The organism is Sphingobium phenoxybenzoativorans, assembly GCF_001757355.1.
In the GTDB taxonomy this organism is placed as follows: Bacteria; Pseudomonadota; Alphaproteobacteria; order Sphingomonadales; family Sphingomonadaceae; genus Sphingobium; species Sphingobium phenoxybenzoativorans.
In genome coordinates this window covers 1-19,388 of sequence record NZ_MINO01000069.1, presented here as the reverse complement: position 1 = coordinate 19,388, position 19,388 = coordinate 1, and the positions used below count along the sequence as shown (strand labels likewise).

The following is a 19,388-nucleotide window of genomic DNA, read 5'->3' as shown; positions in this document are numbered from 1 at the left end:
CAAGCGTCTTGGCCTGCAGCTCCACCGTCTCCCGCGCTGTCGCCGCTTGCGCGCCGAAACCGCAGGCCGAGGCGTAAGTGCGGGCGGTTTCCGCCGCGATAGAGACCCGCGCCGCGTCCAGCGCCGCCTGCGCCGCGCCATAATCGCCGCGCGCCGCCTCTATCGACCGGCTGACGCCGCCGAACAGGTCAAGCTCATAGGAAGCGTCAAATCCGGCGGTGTAGAAATCGGTGCGGATCGGCCCGCTCAGCCCCTGCATCTGCGGATTGCCGATGCCGATCTGCTGATAGGTGCCCTGCGCGCTGACATTGGTGGTCGGCAGACGGGCGGCCCGCGCCTCGCCCAGCACCGCCCGCGCGCGCTTGAGGTTGGCGGCAGCGACGCGCAGGTCGGTATTATGCGCCAGCGCCTTTTCGACCAGCCCGTCAAGCGTAGGATCGTCAAACAAACGCCACCATTTTTCGGGCAGCGGGTCGACCGAGAGGGTGGCCCCCGCCGTCGCTTCCTTCAGGTCCGTCTGCGCGGGGGCGAGCGGCTTGGGCGCGTGATAATCCGGCCCGACGGCGCAGGCGGAGAGCGCCAGAACGGCGCTGGCGGAAAGCAGGAGACGCCTCATGCGCTTGCCTCCCCGTCCGGCGCGCGCCTGCCGCGGCGTTCCCGCACCCATGTGCTGACCTTTTCGCCCAGGCTGCGGCTGATCACGTAGAAGGCGGGCGTGAACAGCAGGCCGAAGAAGGTTACGCCGATCATGCCGAAGAATACGGCGATGCCCAGCGCCTGCCGCATTTCCGCGCCCGGCCCGGTGGAGATGACCAGCGGCAGCACGCCAAGGATGAAGGCGATAGAGGTCATCAGAATCGGGCGCAGGCGCTGATGCGCGGCGCGTTCCGCCGCCTCGCGCATGTCCAGCCCCTCCTCCTCGCCCTGGCGCGCGAACTCCACGATCAGGATCGCATTCTTCGCCGCAAGGCCGATCAGCACGACCAGGCCGATCTGCGTCAGGATATTATTGTCGCCGCCCATCAGGTTGACGCCAAGGATAGCCGCCAGAAGGCACATCGGCACGATCAGGATCACCGCCAATGGCAGGATCAGGCTTTCATATTGCGCGGCGAGCAGGAGGAACACGAACACCACGGCGAGGCCGAAGGCGATGATGCCGGTATTGCCCGCCTGCTGCTGTTCATAGGCGATTTCCGTCCATTCATAGGCGAAGCCGGGCGGCAGGACTTTCTGGGCCAGATCCTCCATCGCCTTGAGCGACTGGCCGCTGGAATAGCCGCGCACGGTTTCGCCCTGCAGCTCGGCCGCCGGATAGAGATTATAGCGCACCACGCGATAGGGGCCGCTGTCATTGCGCAGCGTCATGATCGACGCCATCGGCACCATCGCGCCGCTGGCCGAGCGGGTCTTGAGATTGCCGATATCGTCAACATCGTCACGGTGCGGCGCATCCGCCTGCGCCGTCACGCGGAAGGTGCGGCCCAGATAGTTGAAGTCGTTGATATAGGCGGAACCCAGATAGGTGCCCAATGTCGCGAAGATATTATCGACGGGCACGCCAAGCTGCTCGGCCTTCTGACGGTCAATGTCCGCATAGAGGCGCGGCGTGCGCGTGTTGAACACGGTGAATACGGAGGTCAGTCCCTCCGTCTGGTTCGCCGCGCCCATCATCTGGAACGCCGCCGCCTCCAGCGCCTTATATCCCGCGCCGGCGCGATCCTCGATGATCATCTTGTATCCGCCGCCGGTGCCAAGGCCGCGAATGGGCGGAGGCGCGATGACGAACACGCTGCCCGCCGTGATCTTCGACAGGGTGGGCATCAGCTCGGCGGCGACGGCATCGGCCTTCTTGCGATCGGCATGCGGTTTCAGGCGCACGAATATGGTGGCGGCGCTGGGCGTCTGGCTGAATGTCGCGCCGTCGAAACCGGCGAAGGCAACGCTGCCGTCCACGGCCGGGTTCTTTTGCACATCGGCAACGACCGAACGCAGCGTTTCATCCGTGCGCTGAAGCGCGGAGCCGGGTGGCATCTGAACCACCGTGATCAGATAGCCCTGATCCTGCGCGGGGATGAAGCCGCTGGGCGTCTGGGTGAAGCGCCAGCCGGCGAGGACCAGCAGCAGGGCATAGGCGACGCCGACGATCACAAGCATGCGAACGGCGCGGGCAGTGATGCGGCCATATCGCTCGCTGAGTTTTTCAAAGCCGCGATTGAAGCCGCGCGCGAACCGGCCGGGCAATCCGCGCCAGCCCTCCGCCGGTTCATGCTCATGCTTGGGCTTCAGGATCAGCGCGCCCAGCGCGGGCGAAAGCGTCAGCGACACAAAGGCGGAGATGGCCGTCGCGCCGACGATGGTCAGGGCGAACTGTTTATAGAATGCGCCGGTGATGCCCGGAATGAAGGCGGTCGGAATGAACACGCCGCACAGGACGAGCGCGATCGCGATCAGCGCGCCGGACACTTCATCCATCGTCTTGTGCGCGGCGGCGAGCGGCGTCAGCCCCTCCTCATCCATCAGGCGCTCAATATTCTCGACAACGACGATGGCGTCATCGACCACGATGCCGATGGCCAGCACCAGCCCGAACAGCGACGGATTGTTCAGCGAGAAGCCGAATGCCGCCATCAGCGCCAGGCTGCCGACCAGCGACACCGGGATGGCGATGATCGGGATGATCGCCGCGCGCCAGCTCTGCAGGAACAGCAACACCACCAGCGACACCAGGATCAGCGCCTCTATCAGCGTCCGCTGCACCGCGTCGATCGACGCCGTGATATATTCGGTGGGGTTGTAGGGAATGCTGTAGATCAAGCCGGGCGGGAAGCTTTTGGCGATTTCCCCCATTTCCTTGCGCACGGCGGCGGCCGTTTCCAGCGCGTTGGACCCCGGCAACTGGCTGACGATCATGGAGACGGCGGGCTTGCCGTCAATATAGCCGTTGGTCAGATAGTCGAGCGCGCCCAGTTCCACCCGCGCGACATCGCGTATGCGCGTCAGGCGGCCCTGATCGTCGCGCTTGATGATGATCTGGCCAAATTCCTCCGGCGTGGTCAGGCGGCCCTGGGTCTGGATGTTGAGCTGAAACGCGGTGCCGCCCTGATTGAATGGCGGCTGCCCGACCGACCCGGCCGCGACCTGCGCATTCTGGCTGCGGATCGCCGCAGTGATCTCATCCACGGTCAGATTGCGGGCGGCGGCAAGATCCGGGTCGATCCAGATGCGCATATTATAGTCGCGCGAACCGAACGCCTGCACGCCGCCGACGCCCTGAATGCGGACCAGGCGATCCCTTACCTGCAGCGTGGCATAGTTGGAGATATATTGGGTCGACAGGCTTTTGTCGGGGGAGATGAGCGACACCACCATCAACAGGTCCGGCGAGTTCTTTCGCACGGTGACGCCGATCTGCCGCACCTGATCGGGCAGGCGGGGTTCGGCGGAGGATACGCGATTCTGCACCAGGACCTGCGCCTGATCGACATTGGTCCCCTGCTTGAAGGTCACGGTGATCGCCAGCACGCCGGAGGCCGTGGACGAGGAGGACATGTAGATCATGTCCTCCACGCCGTTGATCGATTCCTCAAGCGGCGCGGCGACGGTTTCCGCCAGGGTTTCCGCCGAAGCACCCGGATAGCTGGCGTTGACGACAATGGTCGGCGGCGCAATTTCCGGATATTGGCCGATCGGCAGGCCGGGATAGGCGACCAATCCGGCAATGATCACCAGAATGGAAAGCACCGCCGCAAAGATGGGCCGGTCGATAAAGAAATGCGGCAGACGCATCAGCGCGCGTTTCCGGCGGGCGTGGCGGCATCCGGCTTGGGCGCCTGCGACGGTTCGGATGTCGGCGCGTCAGTATTGCGGGGCGCGATCTTGCCCTCACGCGGCGTCACCGGCATGCCGGGCTGCAGACGGGCAAGGCCGTCGATCACGATCTTCTCGCCGGGTTTCAGCCCCTCGCGGATGACGCGCAGGCCCTCCACCATCGGACCGGTCTCCACGGGGCGGGCAATGGTCTTGCCATCCTTGCCGACCAGATAGACCAGCTTGCGGGTCTGATCGGTCACGATCGCCTCGTCGGGCACCAGCAGCGCCTTATAGGTGCCGGACCCCAGAAGGCGGGCGCGGCCGAACATGCCGGGCACCAGAAAGCCCTTGGGATTAGGTACTTCGGCATGGGCGCGGATCGTGCCGCTATTATTGTCGATGGCGTTATCGACGAAGATCATCCGGCCATGCCAGTTATAGCCGGTTTCGTCGGCGAGCTGGATGTCCACCGGATTGGCGGCGTAGCGGGACGAGGCGCGTTCGCCCTTCGCCGCCTGACGTATATATTTGAGGTAGAAGCTTTCCGCGCCCTCAAAGCTGAACCAGATCGGGTCGACGGTGACGACCGTGGTCAGCAGCGTCTGGCCCGCCGTCACATAATCGCCAATGGCGACGCGCCGGTCGGACACACGGCCGCTGATCGGCGCACGGACGGAGGTAAAGCTGAGGTCGAGCGCGCGGGCGTCCGCCGCCGCCTTTGCAGCCGCGAGATCGGCCTGGGCGGAGCGCAGGGTGGCCAGCTTGGTCTCATTCTCCTCCTGGCTCACGGCCTGAAACTTGCGCAGCTCCTCCGACCGTTTCATCTCGCTCTGCGCATTGGCCAGCGCGGCCTGCGACCGCAGCACCTGCGCCTTCGCCTGTTCCAGCGCGGCGCGGTACGGGCGCGGGTCGATCTGGAACAGCAATTGGCCGGACGGCACGCTCAGCCCCGCGCGGAAATTGATGCTGGTGATCTGCCCGGAGACGCGCGGCATCACCTCGACGCCCTGCACAGCCTCAAACCGGCCGACATATTCATCCCAATCCGTCACATCGCGCTGCAGCGGCGTAGCCAGCGTCACGCCGGGTGGCGGCGGAGCGGGAGGCTTTCCTCCAGAGCAGGCGGCCAGGAGGGTGGCGGCGATCGCCGCGGAGAGGATCGAGAAACGCATGGCGGCTATTTGTTGCGGCGCAATAAGGATTGCAAGATGCAACGCATGTTTTTTCCCCTGCCTGTGGTCACAAATTTGTGACCGAGGGGTTATCTTATATTAATGACCGGCAAAAGCCATAAGAGCAGAGGTCGCCACGCCATCGGCCTTCAGCGCCGCCATGCCGCCAAGCTCCGGCAAATCGATCGCGAACAGGGCCATTTCAACGCTTGCGCCCTGCTCCCGCAGCAACTGCGCAGCGGCCAGCGCCGTGCCCCCCGTGGCGATCAGATCGTCGACCAGAATGATGCGCGCGCCGACGGGCACCTGCCCCTCATGAATCTCCAGCCGGTCAGTGCCATATTCCAGCACATAGTCGATGCCCACGGTTTTGCCGGGGAGCTTGCCCGCCTTGCGCACCGGGACGAAGCCCGTGCCCAGCGCGACGGCGAGCGCCGCGCCCAGAATGAAACCCCGCGCCTCTATCCCGACGACAAGGTCCGCATCGACAGGCCGGGCGATCGAGGCAAGGCCGTCGATCACCGCCTTCAGCCCGGCGGGATCGGCCAGCAGGGTCGTGACATCGCGAAACTGGATGCCCGGCTTTGGAAAGTCGGGGATCGCCCGCACCAGCGATTTCAGTTCATCGGGTGTCATCCGCCAGTCCCTTCAAAGACAAACGGCGCGGTTCGCATAAGGAACCGCGCCGCTCGACTTGTCACATGCCGCTCGTCGCCGGGCGGCCGGCATCAATGTTTCTTGTCGGCCCAGATGTTCCGGTAGGACAGATAGGCCAGGCCCGTCGCGATCAGCAGGAAGAACAGCACGGCCATGCCGGTGCTCTTGCGGCTTTCCAGCTTCGGTTCGGCGGTCCACATCAGGAATGCGGACACGTCGGTCGCCATCTGGTCCACGGTCGCCTTGGTGCCGTCACCATAGCTCACCTGACCCTCGGCCGTCAGCGGCGGCGCCATCGCCAGGTTGAGGTTGGCGAAATAGGGGTTGAAGTGCAGGCCCTCAGGCGTCTTGGAGTCCGGGAACTCCTTCAGCAGCTCCTTGCCCTTCGCATTCTTGAAGCCTTCCTGGCTCTGGAAGCCGGTCAGCAGCGAATGGATATAGGCCGGGCCGTCATGCCGCGCCTTCGCCATCAGCGACAGGTCTGGCGGAATGGCGTTGTTGTTCGCCGCCGCCGCCGCGACATTGTTCGCGAAGGGCTTGGGGAAGTGATCGGCCGGAACCGGATCGCGGGTCGAAGGCTCGCCGGTCTTAGGATCGACGTCGGGCGCCTTGATCGTCCACTGCTTGGCGATCGCCTTCACCTCTGCCTCGGAATAGCCAAGCTGCTCCAGATCGCGGAAGGCGACGAACTTCAGGCTGTGGCAGGCCGAGCAGACCTCCTTGAACACCTGGAAGCCGCGCTGAAGCTGCTGCCGGTCATAATGGCCGAGCGAGCCGTTGAAGGAGAAGTGCACTTCCTTGGGGTGAAGGTGGAACTCCTCCTCCGCCGTCGGCGCCGCCGGGTCGGTCAGATAGGCATAGGTGCTCGCCCCGAAGGAGTAGAGCATCATGCCGGAGAAGAATACGCCGATGGCGATCAGGATGGCGCGAAGCATGTCCGGTGGGTCCCCTTATTCGGCCGGTACGGCGGCGGGCTCTTCGCCCTGCAGATTATGTTTGGCCAGCACCGCCTCTGTGATCGAGTTGGGCAGCGGCAGCGGCTTTTCGAACATCGCGATCAACGGCAGGATGATCAGGAAGTGGGCGAAATAATAGGCCGCCGCGATCTGGGAGATCATGACATAGCCCGCGGTCGCAGGTGCGCCGCCGCACCATCCCAGGATCAGCACGTCGATGCACAGCACGATGAAGAACTGCTTGAACACCGGGCGGAACTTGCCGGAACGAACCGGCGAATTGTCCAGCCAGGGCAGGAAGAACAGCAGCAGGATCGCCGCGAACATCGCCAGCACGCCGAGCAGCTTCGCCGGGACGAAGAAGAAGTCGAAGGTGAAGGCGCGCAGGATCGCGTAGAAGGGCCAGAAATACCATTCCGGCACGATGTGCGCAGGCGTCGAAAGCGGGTTCGCCTCGATATAATTGTCCGGGTGGCCCAGGAAGTTGGGCGCGAAGAACAGCAGGATCGAGAACAGGATCAGGAACACGCCCGCCCCGAAACCGTCCTTCGCCGTATAATAGGGGTGGAAAGGCACGGTGTCCTGCGGACCCTTCACATCAACGCCGGTCGGGTTGTTGGACCCCGGAATGTGCAGCGCCCAGATGTGCAGGATGATGACGCCCGCAATCACGAACGGCAGCAGATAGTGGAGCGAGAAGAAACGGTTGAGCGCGGCGTTGCCCGGCGCGAAACCGCCGAGAAGCCAGGTCTGGATCGGCTCGCCGACCACGGGGATCGCGCCGAACAGGCCGGTGATCACCTTCGCGCCCCAATAGCTCATCTGGCCCCAGGGAAGCACATAGCCCATGAAGGCGGTGGCCATCATCAGCAGGTAGATGACGAGGCCAAGCAGCCACACCATTTCGCGCGGCGCCTTGTACGATCCGTAGAAAAGGCCGCGGAAGATGTGGAGATAGACCACGATGAAGAAGAAGCTGGCGCCGTTGGCGTGGGCGTAGCGGATCAGCCAGCCGGAGTTCACGTCGCGCATCACATGCTCGACCGTGCCGAACGCGACCAGATCATTGGCGGCGTAATGCATCGCCATGATGATGCCGGAGACGATCTGGATGACCAGTGCGAGACCCGACAGGACGCCGAAGTTCCACATATAGTTCAGGTTGCGCGGAACCGGATACCCGGCGCCGATGCTGTTATAGACAAGGCGCGGGAGCGGCAAACGCTCGTCGATCCACTTCATCAGCGGCGCCTTGGGGGTGTAATGTGCTGCCCAGGGGAAACTCATGGATCTTTACCTCAGCCTACGAGAATGGCGGTGTCGGACGTGAACTTATACTCCGGAACCTCAAGGTTCAGCGGAGCAGGTCCCTTGCGGATACGCGCCGCCGTATCGTAGCTCGATCCGTGGCAGGGGCAGAAATAGCCGCCATATTCGCCGCGAACCTCACCCTCGCCCGCGCCCAGCGGCACGCAGCCCAGGTGGGTGCAGACGCCCATGGTCACGAGCCACTGCTTCTTGCCGTCGACGGTGCGTTCCTCCAGCGTCTGGGGATCGCGCAGGGTGGATGCGTCGACCGCATCGGCCTCCGCAATTTCCTTCGGCGTCAGGTGACGGACGAACAGCGGCTGGCTGCGGAAGGTGGTCTTGATCGCCTGACCAGGCTGAATGGCGGACAGGTCGACTTCGCTCGACGCCAGAGCCAGCACGTCCGCGCTGGGATTCATCTGGTTGACGAGGGGAAGCACTACCGCAACTGCGCCAACTCCGGCGAAGCTGACCGCCGCGATATTGATGAAGTCGCGCCGCCTTACACCGTCCCCCCCGGATAGACCTTCGGTTCCCGTATGTTCAGCCGTCGCCATGCAATGACCCCTCTTAGTCGTCCCTGTAACCGCCGCCTTGCCTTGATCGGCCATGATTTTCAAGAGATTCGGGCAGCCGAAAACACGGCACACCCCCATCCCCCAGGCGCGGTTGGGGCGGCTGTAGCGTTCCAATATAGGTTTTGCCAACAGCTATTTGTGTTGGCTATGACAATTTGCCGCACTGCACTATGGGCGGCGCATGCGACTAGCCCTTTACCAGCCCGAAATTGCCGGGAATGTCGGAGCCATCCTGCGCCTCGCCGCATGCTTCGCGACGCCGGTGGATATCATCATGCCCTGCGGATTCGCCTTCTCCGACGCGCGCTTGAAACGGGCGGCGATGGATTATGGAAAGGCGGCGGATGTCGTAAAACACGCCAATTTCAGCGATTTCCGGGAGGATTGCGTCGCAAAAGGCCGCCGCATCGTGCTGTTGAGCAGCCATGCCTCCAGCCCCCTGCCCGACACCCGCTTCCTGAACGACGACGTGCTCCTGATGGGGTCGGAGGGGGCAGGCGTGCCCGACGACGTGCGCGATATCGCCGACCTGCGCGTGCGGATTCCCATGGCGGCGGGTTTTCGGTCCTTGAACATCGCCGTGTCTGCGGGCATCGCGCTCAGCGAGGCTTTGAGACAGACGGGACAATATCCGCAATGATCACATTGGACGGGGAACAGAGCGAAGCGCGCGCCTGGTTCGAATCGCTGCGCACCCGAATCTGCAACGCCTTCGAGGAGATTGAGCGGGAAGCGGGAAGCGACGCCTCTTTCCTGTTCACCCCCTGGGACCGCGAGGCGGAGGGCATCGCCCCCGGCGAGGGCGGCGGCGGCGTGCGCGGCGTGATGAAGGGCAAGGTGTTCGAGAAGGTCGGCGTGAACGTCTCCACCGTCGGCGGCGTCTTTGCCCCGGAATTCGCCAAGACGATCCACGGCGCGGAGAATGATCCGCGCTTCTTCGCCACCGGAATCAGCCTGGTCGCCCATATGGCCAACCCGCATGTGCCCGCCGTCCATATGAACACGCGCTTTCTGGTGACGGAGAAGCGCTGGTTCGGCGGCGGCGCGGACCTGAACCCGCCGATTCCCTATGCCGAGGACACGGCGGATTTTCACGCGGCGTTCAAATCCGCCTGCGACGCCCACGACCCGTCCTATTATGACAAGTTCAAGGCGTGGGCCGACGACTATTTCTACATCCCGCATCGCAAGGTGCATCGCGGCGTCGGCGGCATATTCTACGATCATCTGACCGGCGATTTCGACGCGAACTTCGCCTTCACGAAAAGCGTGGGCGAGGCATTCCTGGCCGCCTTCCCGCCGATCGTCCGCCGCCGGATGAACAGCCCATGGACCGAAGCCGACAAGGCCCAGATGTTCGAATGGCGCGGGCGTTATGCGGAGTTCAACCTGGTCCATGACCGGGGCACGCTGTTCGGCCTCAAGACCGGCGGCAATATCGAGGCGATCCTGATGAGCCTGCCGCCGATGGCGAGCTGGAGCTGATCGCCCATGTCGCTGACCCCTGTCGATGCGCGCCAGATCGCGACAATCGTCACCCATCTGGAAATGCGCGAGAGGCCAAGGCCCGCGCCGATGGCCACGTCCGCCCTGCGGCTGGTGCGATGGCAGGAACCGGCGCTGGAGAAATATCGCGCCCTGTTCCGCCGCGTCGGGGAACCGTGGATGTGGTTTTCCCGGCTGGTCATGCCGGACGCGCGGGTGACGGACATCATCCACGACCCGGCGGTCGAGATATATGCGGTGTGCGACCCCAAGGGGATAGAGGTCGGCATCATCGAGCTGGATTTCCGCCAGATGCCGGACTGCGAACTGTCCTTCTTCGGCCTGATCCCGGAACTTGCCGGAAAGGGATTCGGGCGCTGGATGATGGCGCAGACAAGGTCGCTGGCGTGGCGCAAGGGCGTCGAGCGTTTCTGGGTGCATACCTGCACGCTGGACGATCCCAGGGCGCTCGGCTTCTATATCAAGTCGGGCTTCACGCCCTTCCACCGGGAAGTCGAGATATTCGACGACCCGCGCGTTTCGGGCCTGATGCCGCGCGAGGCGGCAGCGCATATCCCGATATTGGCGTGAAAGGGGCGGCGATCAGCCGTGCAGTTGCCGGTAGATGCGGGCTAGCATGACCTGCAGATAGACCTGGATCACGGCCGAACAGGCGGCGCCCGCCACATCGCCCGCCGCCTGCGCGGCGGCCGGTCCTCCGGCAAGACCGGCGATCACGCCGAATACAGCCTGCACCGCCATCTGAATGACGGACGAGATGATCAGAAGCACGGCGAGAAACGCGGCCAGCCGCCAGAAATGGCCGGAGGTCAACGCCCAGGCCGCTTTCAGGCTCTGCACAATGCCGCCCGGCCGGTCGATCACCACGGCGTTGAGCAGCAACAGCCGCGTCGCCAGATACAGCATGCCCAGCAAGGTGGCGACCGTCGCCAGGCGCATCGCGCCAGCCAGGCCGATCACCGCCGCCAGCAGGCCGGCGATCAGCGAGATGCCAAGCAGGGAGGCGGTTCCGACGATGAGCATCGCACCCAGCAGCACCGGCAGGCGTTGAACGCCCAGCCTGATCGCTTCGCCGACGCTGATTCCCGGCTTGAGCGCCAGGGCGAAGATGGTCAGCGACCCGGCAAGGGTGATGACCGCGGTGATCATCATGCCGAGTTTCACGGTTCCGGGCAGCGGCGGCATCTTCTGCCCCGGCGTCATCTGAAGAAATTCGGGCGGCATCATCTGGAACAGGATGGCGACCGGCACCGCGAGGAACAGCAGCGCCACGGGAAAGAGCAACTGCCCTTCCCGCTTGACGAAGGCGGTGCTTTCCTCCCACGCCTTGCCGATCGAGAGCGCAGCCATATCTTCCTTCCAGACCCTTTTGCCGTCCCGTCGTAGTCACGGGCGGCGTGAAGCGGCAGACTTGATCGCTCGCCTTTCCCAAGTCAAGGAAACGCCATGAACAGCATAGACGGTTTCGAATGGCGGCGGGACGAAGCGCAGGTGCCCTATCCGGAGGCGCTGGCGGACATGGAGGCGCGCGCCGCCACCATCGCCGCGGGCGAGGCTTCCGAACGGATATGGCTGCTGGAGCATCCCCCGCTCTACACCGCCGGGACAAGCGCCGATCCGGCCGAGATGCTGGACAGGCGCTTTCCCGTCTATGACGCCGGGCGCGGCGGCCGCTACACCTATCATGGGCCGGGCCAGCGGGTCGGCTATCTGAGCATGAACCTCGCCACGCGCGGCAAGGACATCCGCAATTTCGTGCATAATCTGGAAGGCTGGGTGATCGACAGCCTGGCCGATTTCGACATCCCCGCGCGCCGGGCGGAAGGGCGGATCGGCATATGGACCGATGACCTGCAGGGGCGCGAGGCGAAGATCGGGGCGATCGGCGTGCGCGTACGCAAATGGGTGACGCTGCATGGATTCTCAGTGAATGTCGCGCCGGACCTCACACATTTTGGAGGCATTATTCCCTGCGGAATCGCCGAATATCCCGTCACGAGCATGCAGGCTCTGGGCAAGGATATAGGGATGCGCGAATTCGATACGGCTCTGGAACGACATTTCCCCGCGTTCCTCGCACGGCTGGGCCGATGCGTGCGTGCGGCGTGAGCGAAGGCTTGCGTCCGGTTAACCTTTCCCGCATCTGGGTTTCAGTCAAAAGCGCATGACAAGCGCATAATCGGGTCCGTCATATTTGGAGATCAGGATGCGTTCATCCTCCACCGCCACCCGCCGCATGACCAGCGCCCTGTGCCTGGCAGCCGCGATGACGCTTTCGCTGGCGGCATGCAGCAAGGGCAATGAGGGCGGCAACGCCACGATTGCGATGAAGGATATGGAAGTGGTGGACGGCACCACGAGCGACGCCATGACCGACCTGGACGGTGTACGCACCGAGGGGACGGCGATGGCCCCGGTCGCAGCAAGCAACGCGACAGCGCCGCGAGCAGCGTCCGATAGCGACGCCAACAGCGCCGCCCCGGCGGAGCAGAGCGCGGAAGTCGTTTCAGACCAATAACGACCCCCGGTTCATCTCTCATACAGCGCGGTTCATCGACAAGCGGGGGCGGCATCAAACGCCCATGCTAAGCCGCACAACCCGCTACCCGAAGGGCAGCCGCCTCACCGGGTGCGGCCGCTCTGCCTTGTTTAAGGAAACGCGCATCGTGATCCGTTCCGCCCTCTGCCGGGTCGCCCTGACCGTCCTGCCATTAACCATGTTCGCAGCGCCCGCGAACGCCCAGCTTTTCTGGAATCCGCCCGATCTTTCGACGCCGCCGGTGACGGGTGCGGAGCCTGACCTGAAGCTGGGCCTGCCGGGCGCGACGCCGGAGGAGCTGCGCGCCGGGCTGGTGTGGAACCTGCGCGCCGCGCTCAACGTGGCGGCCCTGCAATGCGAGTTCGAGCCGACGCTGCTGACCCGCACGAATTACAATGCCATGATCGCGCATCATGACAGCGAACTGGCCAGCGCGCTGGAGACGCTCAACGGCTATTTCCAGCGGACCGTGGGCAAGGGCAAGGCCGGTCAGGCCGCGTCCGACCAATATGGCACGCGCATTTATTCCACCTATTCCACGGTGCAGGCGCAACGCGGCTTCTGCCAGATCGCCGGGTCGATCGGCCGGGATGCGATCTTCGCGAATCGCGGGCATCTTTATGAGGTCGCGCAGAAGCGCATGGGCGAGCTGAAAAAGTCGCTGATCCTGTCGGGCGAGCAATATTTCGGCACGCCGGGATACAGCTTCCGCGCCAGCCTGCCGCCGCTCGACGACAAATGCTGGAAAGTGAACAAGAAGAAGGGCGACCTTCTGCTGTCCAGTTGCAAGGCGCGGTGGGAAGCGGAAGCGCAGGCCGCCAAGCCAACGGGCTGACCGCTCATCAAGAGGTCCCATTGGCGATAGTCCCATTGCCGTCCGGGCAAGTTGGGCGCAATATCCACGCGCAGGCAGGCCGGCGATCATAGCCGGCCGCCCCCGGAGGATATGCCCATGCCCCATGCTTTCATCCGCACCGCAACGATCGCCCTGTTGCTGACCACCGCAAGCGCCGCGCCCGCGCAGCTTTCCGGCCTGGGGCAGTCGGGCCTGCTGGGCGCGATCCTGCCCAATGTCGCGTCGGTGGGCGCGAGCAATGCCGCCGGCGTGATCGGCTATTGCCTGAAGAATAAATTTCTGGGCGGCACCAATGCCAAGTCCGTGCTCGGCAAGCTGACCGGCCAGGGCGGCGTCAAATCTTCGGACGGCTATGCCAATGGGCAGAACGGCCTGTTGCAGATGGACGGCGGCTCCTCGCTCTCCCTGGGGAGCCTGAAAGCGAAGGCGAAGGCGAAGGTATGCGATGTCGTGCTGCAGCACGCGCAGTCGTTTCTTTAAGACAGAGCCGTTCGGGCTGAGCCTGTCGAAGCCCTGCACTTCTCTTCAAGAAAGGACAGCTCTTCGACAAGCTCAGGGCGAACGGAAGAAGGTGACATCTGTCGCCCTAACGGCACTCCACCGTCACATGCTCAAGCCCGGAAATGTCGGACAGCGCCGTGCGGACGGCCTGTGCGTCGCCGCCGGGAACGCTGAGGATCGCGGCATGCGCTTCGGGGCCGATGCGCCAGACGTGCAGGTCCGCGATGGTCGCGCCGGTGCGCTCCGCCTTGGCGCGGATCGCCTCCAACAGCGCGTCATCCGCCGTGTCGAGCAGCACCGCCGCCGAATCGCGCATCAGCATCACGGACCAGCGCGCGATCAGGATAGCGCCCGCAAGGCCGGTCACCGCGTCCAGCCAGACCCAACCCGTCATCCGCGCCGCCACCAGCGCGATGATCGCCATCGCCGATGTCACGGCGTCGGCCACCAGATGCAGATAGGCGGCGCGCAGATTATTGTCCTGACCCGCGACGCCGGGGGCATGATCATGGTTGTGGGCATGATTATGGTCATGCCCGTTCCCGTGATCATGATCGTGATGCGCGTGGCTGTGGCTGTGACCATGCCCCGGCCCGTGCACATGGCCGCCATCCTTCATCAGCAGCATGGCGCTGCCGACATTCACGACCAGGCCCAGGATGGCGACGATGATCGCCTCATCATAGCGCACGGTCAGCGGATAGATCAGGCGCAGGACCGCCTCCACCGCGATGCCGATGGCGGCGAGGCCAAGGATGATCGCCGAGGCGAAGGCCGCCAGATCCCCGACCTTGCCGGTGCCGAAGGTGAAGCGCGCATTATGGACGTGCCGCCGCGCATAGGCATAGGCGATGGCGGCCACCGCCAGCGCGCCCGCGTCAGTCGCCATGTGGAAGCCGTCAGCCAGCAGCGCCATCGACCCGGTGATCCATCCGGTGGCGATCTCCACAACCATCGCCAGCGCATTCAGGATCATCACGATCCAGGTGCGCCGGGCGTTCCGGTCATGCGCCGAACCCAGATAGGCATGCTCATAATAGTGCCGGGGATGGCCCTTGCCCTGCTGCGCCATATTATTTCCCGTACCGCCGGATGAGGGCCAATAATTCCTCGGACGCCGCCGCCCGTTCGCCATCCGGTATGCCCGGCGGGGCCACATGCTCGCGCACATGGCTTTCGATCAGTTCCTCCATCAGGCCGCCGACCGCGCCGCGCACCGACGCGACCAGTTGCAGGGTCGCCGAACAGTCGGCATCCCCCTGCAACTGCCGCTCGACGGCGGCGACCTGCCCCGCGATGCGGCGAACCCGGTCCAGCAACTTCTGCCGGTCTGCAACGATATGCGCCATAGCATACCCCCCTACCCTATATGAGCGCATTGCTCAAGCCTCTATCCCCGCCGGGCCTGCGCGGCTAACGAGGGGGCGTGAGCAACACCATTCCCTGCGATCTCGCCATTGTCGGCGGCGGACTGGCCGGCGGCCTGATCGCCCTCGCCTTCGCTGCGCGCAGGCCGGAGGCGCATGTCCTGCTGATCGAGGCCGGGCAGACGGTGGGCGGCAATCATGTCTGGTCCTTCTTTGACGGCGACGTCGCGACGTCTGACCGCTGGCTGGTCGATCCGCTGGTCGCGCATCGCTGGCCCGCCGGGCATGATGTGCGCTTCCCCGGCATGGCGCGGACGCTGACCGCCCCTTATAACAGCATCACATCCGAACGGTTCGACGCGCAACTGACCGCAGCGCTGGGCGACCGGATCATGCGGGGCATGACGGTGAGCGATGTCGGGCCGGGCAACGCCCTGCTGTCCGATGGGCGGATGGTTGTCGCCAAGGCCGTTGTCGATGCGCGGGGTGGCGGGGATTTGTCGGCGCTGTCCTGCGGCTGGCAGAAATTCGTGGGGCAGGAACTGCGCCTCGCTGTGCCGCATGGCCTGATCCGCCCGATCATTATGGACGCCACGGTGGAGCAGATTGACGGATACCGCTTCGTCTATGTGTTGCCGACCGGGCCGGACACGATCTTTGTCGAGGACACCTATTATAGCGATGATGCCGTGCTGGATGCCGAAGCCATTCGCGCCCGGATCGCCGCCTATGCCAAGACAAAGGGCTGGCGGGTCGAGGCGGTGGAGCGCGAGGAGACGGGCGTGCTGCCGGTGGTGATGGGCGGCGATTTCGGCCGTTTCTGGCCAACGGACGCGATAGCCGCGCGCGCCGGGGTCCGGGCCGGACTGTTCCACCCGACCACCGGCTATTCCCTGCCCGATGCCGTCGCCTTCGCCACCTGGCTGACGGAGGCGTGGCCGATGGATGGCGCCGCCCTCGCCACGGCAAGCCGCGCCCGCGCAAAGGCGCATTGGGCGAGGGGCGGATATTATCGCCTGCTCGACCGGATGCTGTTCCGCGCTGCGGTGCCAAGAGAGCGGTGGCGCATCTTCGCCCGCTTCTATGGCCTGTCCGAACCGCTGATCGGGCGCTTCTATGCCGGGCGCTCGACCGTATATGACCGGCTGCGCATCTTGTGCGGACGCCCCCCGGTGCCCATAAGGAGCGCCATGCGCGCGCTGACAGATAAGTCGATTACCGGCGGAACAAGGTCTTGACCAAAAAGGCGATCGTCATCGGCGCGGGCTTTGGCGGCCTTGCCCTGGCCATCCGCCTGCAGGCGGCGGGCGTCGAAACCACGCTGGTCGAGGCGCGCGACCGGCCGGGCGGGCGCGCCTATGTCTGGCACAGGGACGGGTTCACGTTCGACGCTGGCCCCACCGTCATCACCGATCCGCCCTGCCTTGCCGAGCTGTGGCGGCTGACCGGGCATGACATGGCCGACGATGTGAAGCTGATCCCGGTGTCGCCCTTCTACCGGCTCAACTGGCCGGACGGCACGAATTTCGACTATTCCAATGACGAAGTGGGCCTGCGCCGGGAGATCGGCAAGCTCGATCCCGCCGACATCGCCGGATATGAGCGGTTCATCGATTACAGCAAGGGCGTGTGCGAGGAGGGTTATCGCAAGCTCGGCTCCGTGCCCTTCCTCGACTTTGCGGCGATGGTGAAGGCGGGACCGGCCCTGGCCAAATATCAGGCGTGGCGGTCGGTCTATTCGATGGTCTCCAGCTTCGTGAAGAATGAGAAGCTGCGCGAGGCGCTATCCTTCCACACGCTGCTGGTCGGCGGCAACCCGATGAGCACCAGTTCGATCTACGCCCTTATCCACACGCTGGAGAAGGAGGGCGGCGTCTGGTTCGCGCAGGGCGGCACCAACCGGCTGGTCGCGGCGATGGCTACGCATTTCGAGCGGATCGGCGGCACATTGCGGCTGGGCGATCCGGTCGAGGAGATCGAGACGATCGGCGACCGCGCGACGGCGGTGCGGACCAAGGCGGGTTGGCGCGGCGAGGCGGACGCCGTCGCCAGCAATGCCGACCTGATGCACAGCTATGGCAAGCTGCTCAGCCATCATCCGCGCGGGCAGAAATATGCCGACAGCCTCAGCCGCAAGCGCTGGTCGCCCAGCCTGTTCGTCGTGCATTTCGGCATCAAGGGAAGCTGGCCGGGCATCCCCCACCATATGATCCTGTTCGGCCCGCGCTATGAAGGGTTGCTGACCGACATCTATCAGCATGGCGTGCTGGCCGGGGATTTCTCGCTCTATCTGCATCATCCGACCGTCACCGATCCAGCGATGGCGCCGGAGGGCTGCTCGACATTCTATGCGCTGGCGCCGGTGCCGCATATGGGCAAGCTGCCGATCGACTGGGACCGGGTCGGTCCGGGCTATGCCGAGCGTATATTGTCGGAGATCGAGCGGCGACTGATCCCCGACATTCGCGACCGCATCGTCACCCAGTTCCACTATGCCCCGCCGGACTTCGCCAGTGATCTGGGCGCGCATATGGGCAACGCCTTCAGCCTGGAGCCGCTGCTGACCCAGAGCGCCTTTTTCCGAGCGCATAATCGCGACGATGTGATCCCCAACCTCTATGTGGTGGGCGCAGGCACGCATCCGGGCGCGGGCATTCCGGGCGTGGTGGGCAGCGCGAAGGCGACGGCGACGCTGATGATGGAGGATCTGAGCCGATGACGAGATCCATGAGAAAGCCCCTCCCTGGAAGGGAGGGGGAAGGGGTGGGTGCGATTGCGCAGCAATCGCTGGCGCAGCCATTTTCGCAATCGTTGCTGGGCTCGCTCCGCTCGCCACCCACCCCCAACCCCTCCCTTGAAAGGGAGGGGCGCAGAATATGAAACGCCTGGCTGTCTATTGCGGGTCGGCGACCCCGGCCGATCCCATCTATATCGACTGCGCGCGGATGGTCGGGCGGACGCTGGCCGGGCGCGGCATCGGGCTTGTCTATGGCGGCGGGCGGCTGGGCCTGATGGGCGCGGTGGCCGACGCGGCGCTGGAGGCGGGCGGTGAGGTGATCGGCGTGATCCCAGAGGCGCTGGTCAACGCCGAGGTCGCGCATCGCGGCTGCACGGAACTGCATGTCGTGGCGAACATGCACCAGCGCAAACAGCTTTTCACCGACCTGTCGGACGGGTTCGTCACCATTCCGGGCGGCGTCGGCACGATGGACGAACTGTGGGAAGCCGTGAGCTGGTCGCAGCTTGGCTATCATGACAAGCCGGTGGGGCTGCTGAATGCCGGGGGATATTACGACCATCTGATCGCGTTCAACCGGCACATGATCGAAACCGGCTTCATCCGGGCGCAGCATGCCGGGATTTTGATCCACGCCGACAATTTCGACACGCTGCTGGAGCGGATGGCGGCCTATGAGCCGCATGACACCATCTTCCGCATGAAGGCAGCAAACCTGTAATCCCCCTCCCGCTTGCGGGAGGGGTCAGGGGAGGGCATGTCGGCAGAGTGAGCAAGATTTCAGTCCCTCCCCCAACCCCTCCCGCAAGCGGGAGGGGGGCTTTAGTAGCCCATGCCCGCGGCAGCATCGCGCGCGGATCGAAATCCTTCGCCATGGCGTCGAAGCTGTTCGACCCCGTGACGCGGGAGCGGGCGTGGCTGCTCTATGGCTGGTGCCGCGCCTGCGACGATCTCGCCGATGGCCAGGATCATGGCGGGGCGATGCGCGCGGTCGCGGACGCACAGGTGCGGCTGTCGACCATCCGCACCCTGACCGATGCAGCCCTGCGCGGGGAAGCGACCGGCAATCCGGCATTTGACGGCTTCGGCGTGGTCGCGGCCGAATGCCGCATCCCGCATCGCTTCGCCCATGACCTGATCGAAGGCTTCGCACTCGACGCGCGAGAATGGCGGCCGCGCACGCAGAACGACTTGCTGCAATATTGCTATCATGTCGCGGGGGCGGTCGGCCTGATGATGGCGGTGGTGATGGGCGTCGATCCGGCGGACGAGGCGACGCTGGACCGGGCATGCGACCTGGGCCTCGCCTTTCAGCTCGCCAATATCGCCCGCGACGTCAGCGAGGATGATGCGGCCGGGCGCTGTTACCTGCCGGTCGAATGGCTGGTCGAGATGGAC

At 64.7% G+C, this 19,388-nt stretch carries 21 protein-coding genes; 11 read left to right on the top strand and 10 right to left on the bottom strand.

Annotation, left to right across the window (positions count from 1 at the left end; all coding sequences use genetic code 11):
* From BHQ40_RS20470 to petA, 7 genes are all read right to left on the bottom strand, one after another.
* On the bottom strand, positions 1–616 hold a 616-nt coding region (locus tag BHQ40_RS20470; RefSeq protein ID WP_171905913.1), incomplete at its 3' end, for a TolC family protein.
* Positions 613–3,789: an efflux RND transporter permease subunit gene (locus tag BHQ40_RS20465; RefSeq protein ID WP_070157660.1), complete on the bottom strand. Its 3,177-nt coding sequence runs from the start codon at positions 3,787–3,789 to the stop codon at positions 613–615. The genes BHQ40_RS20470 and BHQ40_RS20465, both read right to left, overlap by 4 nt.
* Complete coding sequence (locus BHQ40_RS20460) at positions 3,789–4,985, bottom strand: efflux RND transporter periplasmic adaptor subunit (protein WP_070157662.1); 1,197 nt, start codon at positions 4,983–4,985, stop codon at positions 3,789–3,791. The genes BHQ40_RS20465 and BHQ40_RS20460 overlap by 1 nt, the downstream gene beginning before the upstream one ends.
* A gap of 99 nt (positions 4,986–5,084) precedes the next feature.
* Positions 5,085–5,621: an adenine phosphoribosyltransferase gene (locus BHQ40_RS20455; protein ID WP_070157659.1), complete on the bottom strand. Its 537-nt coding sequence runs from the start codon at positions 5,619–5,621 to the stop codon at positions 5,085–5,087.
* A 92-nt stretch (positions 5,622–5,713) separates the two neighbouring features.
* Positions 5,714–6,577, bottom strand: coding sequence for a cytochrome c1 (locus BHQ40_RS20450; RefSeq protein ID WP_070157658.1), 864 nt, complete (start codon positions 6,575–6,577; stop codon positions 5,714–5,716).
* 15 nt (positions 6,578–6,592) lie between these two features.
* On the bottom strand, positions 6,593–7,885 hold the full coding sequence (locus BHQ40_RS20445) for a cytochrome b (RefSeq protein ID WP_070157657.1): 1,293 nt from the start codon (positions 7,883–7,885) through the stop codon (positions 6,593–6,595).
* An 11-nt stretch (positions 7,886–7,896) separates the two neighbouring features.
* Entirely contained in the window at positions 7,897–8,463 is a 567-nt protein-coding gene (gene petA / locus BHQ40_RS20440; protein WP_070157656.1) for a ubiquinol-cytochrome c reductase iron-sulfur subunit, read from the bottom strand.
* A 202-nt stretch (positions 8,464–8,665) separates the two neighbouring features.
* On the opposite strand from petA, the gene BHQ40_RS20435 reads away from it, so the two are divergent.
* The 3 genes from BHQ40_RS20435 to BHQ40_RS20425 are packed head-to-tail and all read left to right on the top strand — an operon-like array spanning position 8,666 to position 10,560.
* Positions 8,666–9,124 carry a tRNA (cytidine(34)-2'-O)-methyltransferase gene (locus tag BHQ40_RS20435; protein ID WP_070157655.1) on the top strand — a complete coding sequence of 153 codons (459 nt, stop codon included), beginning with the start codon at positions 8,666–8,668 and terminating at the stop codon, positions 9,122–9,124.
* Positions 9,121–9,969 carry an oxygen-dependent coproporphyrinogen oxidase gene (gene hemF / locus BHQ40_RS20430; RefSeq protein WP_070157654.1) on the top strand — a complete coding sequence of 283 codons (849 nt, stop codon included), beginning with the start codon at positions 9,121–9,123 and terminating at the stop codon, positions 9,967–9,969. The genes BHQ40_RS20435 and hemF overlap by 4 nt, the downstream gene beginning before the upstream one ends.
* A gap of 6 nt (positions 9,970–9,975) precedes the next feature.
* A complete protein-coding gene (locus tag BHQ40_RS20425) occupies positions 9,976–10,560 on the top strand; it encodes a GNAT family N-acetyltransferase (RefSeq protein WP_070157653.1) in 585 nt (194 codons plus the stop codon).
* A gap of 12 nt (positions 10,561–10,572) precedes the next feature.
* On the opposite strand, the gene BHQ40_RS20420 is transcribed toward BHQ40_RS20425, so the two are convergent.
* A complete protein-coding gene (locus BHQ40_RS20420) occupies positions 10,573–11,340 on the bottom strand; it encodes a DUF7847 domain-containing protein (RefSeq protein WP_070157652.1) in 768 nt (255 codons plus the stop codon).
* Between the two features lie 96 nt (positions 11,341–11,436).
* Between BHQ40_RS20420 and lipB the strand changes: the two genes are divergently transcribed.
* From lipB to BHQ40_RS20400, 4 genes are all read left to right on the top strand, one after another.
* On the top strand, positions 11,437–12,099 hold the full coding sequence (gene lipB, locus BHQ40_RS20415) for a lipoyl(octanoyl) transferase LipB (protein WP_070157651.1): 663 nt from the start codon (positions 11,437–11,439) through the stop codon (positions 12,097–12,099).
* A 97-nt stretch (positions 12,100–12,196) separates the two neighbouring features.
* Positions 12,197–12,508 carry a hypothetical protein gene (locus BHQ40_RS20410; RefSeq protein ID WP_070157650.1) on the top strand — a complete coding sequence of 104 codons (312 nt, stop codon included), beginning with the start codon at positions 12,197–12,199 and terminating at the stop codon, positions 12,506–12,508.
* Positions 12,509–12,707: 199 nt separating this feature from the next.
* Positions 12,708–13,364, top strand: coding sequence for a hypothetical protein (locus BHQ40_RS20405; protein WP_246525013.1), 657 nt, complete (start codon positions 12,708–12,710; stop codon positions 13,362–13,364).
* A gap of 117 nt (positions 13,365–13,481) precedes the next feature.
* Positions 13,482–13,865, top strand: coding sequence for a DUF2501 domain-containing protein (locus BHQ40_RS20400; RefSeq protein ID WP_070157649.1), 384 nt, complete (start codon positions 13,482–13,484; stop codon positions 13,863–13,865).
* A 106-nt stretch (positions 13,866–13,971) separates the two neighbouring features.
* Here the strand turns inward: BHQ40_RS20400 and dmeF are convergent, their stop codons facing one another.
* Both dmeF and BHQ40_RS20390 read right to left on the bottom strand, forming a co-directional pair.
* Positions 13,972–14,958, bottom strand: coding sequence for a CDF family Co(II)/Ni(II) efflux transporter DmeF (gene dmeF, locus BHQ40_RS20395; protein ID WP_070157648.1), 987 nt, complete (start codon positions 14,956–14,958; stop codon positions 13,972–13,974).
* A gap of 1 nt (position 14,959) precedes the next feature.
* Positions 14,960–15,235: a metal/formaldehyde-sensitive transcriptional repressor gene (locus BHQ40_RS20390; RefSeq protein ID WP_070157647.1), complete on the bottom strand. Its 276-nt coding sequence runs from the start codon at positions 15,233–15,235 to the stop codon at positions 14,960–14,962.
* 77 nt (positions 15,236–15,312) lie between these two features.
* On the opposite strand from BHQ40_RS20390, the gene crtY reads away from it, so the two are divergent.
* From crtY to BHQ40_RS20370, 4 genes are all read left to right on the top strand, one after another.
* Positions 15,313–16,491, top strand: a complete 1,179-nt coding sequence (gene crtY / locus BHQ40_RS20385) for a lycopene beta-cyclase CrtY (protein WP_070157646.1) — start codon at positions 15,313–15,315, stop codon at positions 16,489–16,491.
* Positions 16,488–17,972, top strand: a complete 1,485-nt coding sequence (locus BHQ40_RS20380) for a phytoene desaturase (RefSeq protein ID WP_070157645.1) — start codon at positions 16,488–16,490, stop codon at positions 17,970–17,972. The genes crtY and BHQ40_RS20380 overlap by 4 nt, the downstream gene beginning before the upstream one ends.
* 157 nt (positions 17,973–18,129) lie before the next feature.
* Positions 18,130–18,711, top strand: coding sequence for an LOG family protein (locus BHQ40_RS20375; protein WP_070157644.1), 582 nt, complete (start codon positions 18,130–18,132; stop codon positions 18,709–18,711).
* A gap of 125 nt (positions 18,712–18,836) precedes the next feature.
* The coding region (locus tag BHQ40_RS20370; protein WP_290438444.1) for a phytoene/squalene synthase family protein at positions 18,837–19,388 on the top strand (552 nt) is incomplete at its 3' end.

Excerpts from the sequence above, each read along its gene's own strand:
- BHQ40_RS20465 (WP_070157660.1), bottom strand. The coding sequence starts at position 3,789 with ATGCGTCTGCCGCATTTCTTTATCGACCGGCCCATCTTTGCGGCGGTG.
- BHQ40_RS20460 (WP_070157662.1), bottom strand. The coding sequence starts at position 4,985 with ATGCGTTTCTCGATCCTCTCCGCGGCGATCGCCGCCACCCTCCTGGCC.
- BHQ40_RS20455 (WP_070157659.1), bottom strand. The coding sequence starts at position 5,621 with ATGACACCCGATGAACTGAAATCGCTGGTGCGGGCGATCCCCGACTTT.
- BHQ40_RS20450 (WP_070157658.1), bottom strand. The coding sequence starts at position 6,577 with ATGCTTCGCGCCATCCTGATCGCCATCGGCGTATTCTTCTCCGGCATG.
- BHQ40_RS20445 (WP_070157657.1), bottom strand. The coding sequence starts at position 7,885 with ATGAGTTTCCCCTGGGCAGCACATTACACCCCCAAGGCGCCGCTGATG.
- petA (WP_070157656.1), bottom strand. The coding sequence starts at position 8,463 with ATGGCGACGGCTGAACATACGGGAACCGAAGGTCTATCCGGGGGGGAC.
- BHQ40_RS20435 (WP_070157655.1), top strand. The coding sequence starts at position 8,666 with ATGCGACTAGCCCTTTACCAGCCCGAAATTGCCGGGAATGTCGGAGCC.
- hemF (WP_070157654.1), top strand. The coding sequence starts at position 9,121 with ATGATCACATTGGACGGGGAACAGAGCGAAGCGCGCGCCTGGTTCGAA.
- BHQ40_RS20425 (WP_070157653.1), top strand. The coding sequence starts at position 9,976 with ATGTCGCTGACCCCTGTCGATGCGCGCCAGATCGCGACAATCGTCACC.
- BHQ40_RS20420 (WP_070157652.1), bottom strand. The coding sequence starts at position 11,340 with ATGGCTGCGCTCTCGATCGGCAAGGCGTGGGAGGAAAGCACCGCCTTC.
- lipB (WP_070157651.1), top strand. The coding sequence starts at position 11,437 with ATGAACAGCATAGACGGTTTCGAATGGCGGCGGGACGAAGCGCAGGTG.
- BHQ40_RS20410 (WP_070157650.1), top strand. The coding sequence starts at position 12,197 with ATGCGTTCATCCTCCACCGCCACCCGCCGCATGACCAGCGCCCTGTGC.
- BHQ40_RS20405 (WP_246525013.1), top strand. The coding sequence starts at position 12,708 with ATGTTCGCAGCGCCCGCGAACGCCCAGCTTTTCTGGAATCCGCCCGAT.
- BHQ40_RS20400 (WP_070157649.1), top strand. The coding sequence starts at position 13,482 with ATGCCCCATGCTTTCATCCGCACCGCAACGATCGCCCTGTTGCTGACC.
- dmeF (WP_070157648.1), bottom strand. The coding sequence starts at position 14,958 with ATGGCGCAGCAGGGCAAGGGCCATCCCCGGCACTATTATGAGCATGCC.
- BHQ40_RS20390 (WP_070157647.1), bottom strand. The coding sequence starts at position 15,235 with ATGGCGCATATCGTTGCAGACCGGCAGAAGTTGCTGGACCGGGTTCGC.
- BHQ40_RS20375 (WP_070157644.1), top strand. The coding sequence starts at position 18,130 with ATGAAACGCCTGGCTGTCTATTGCGGGTCGGCGACCCCGGCCGATCCC.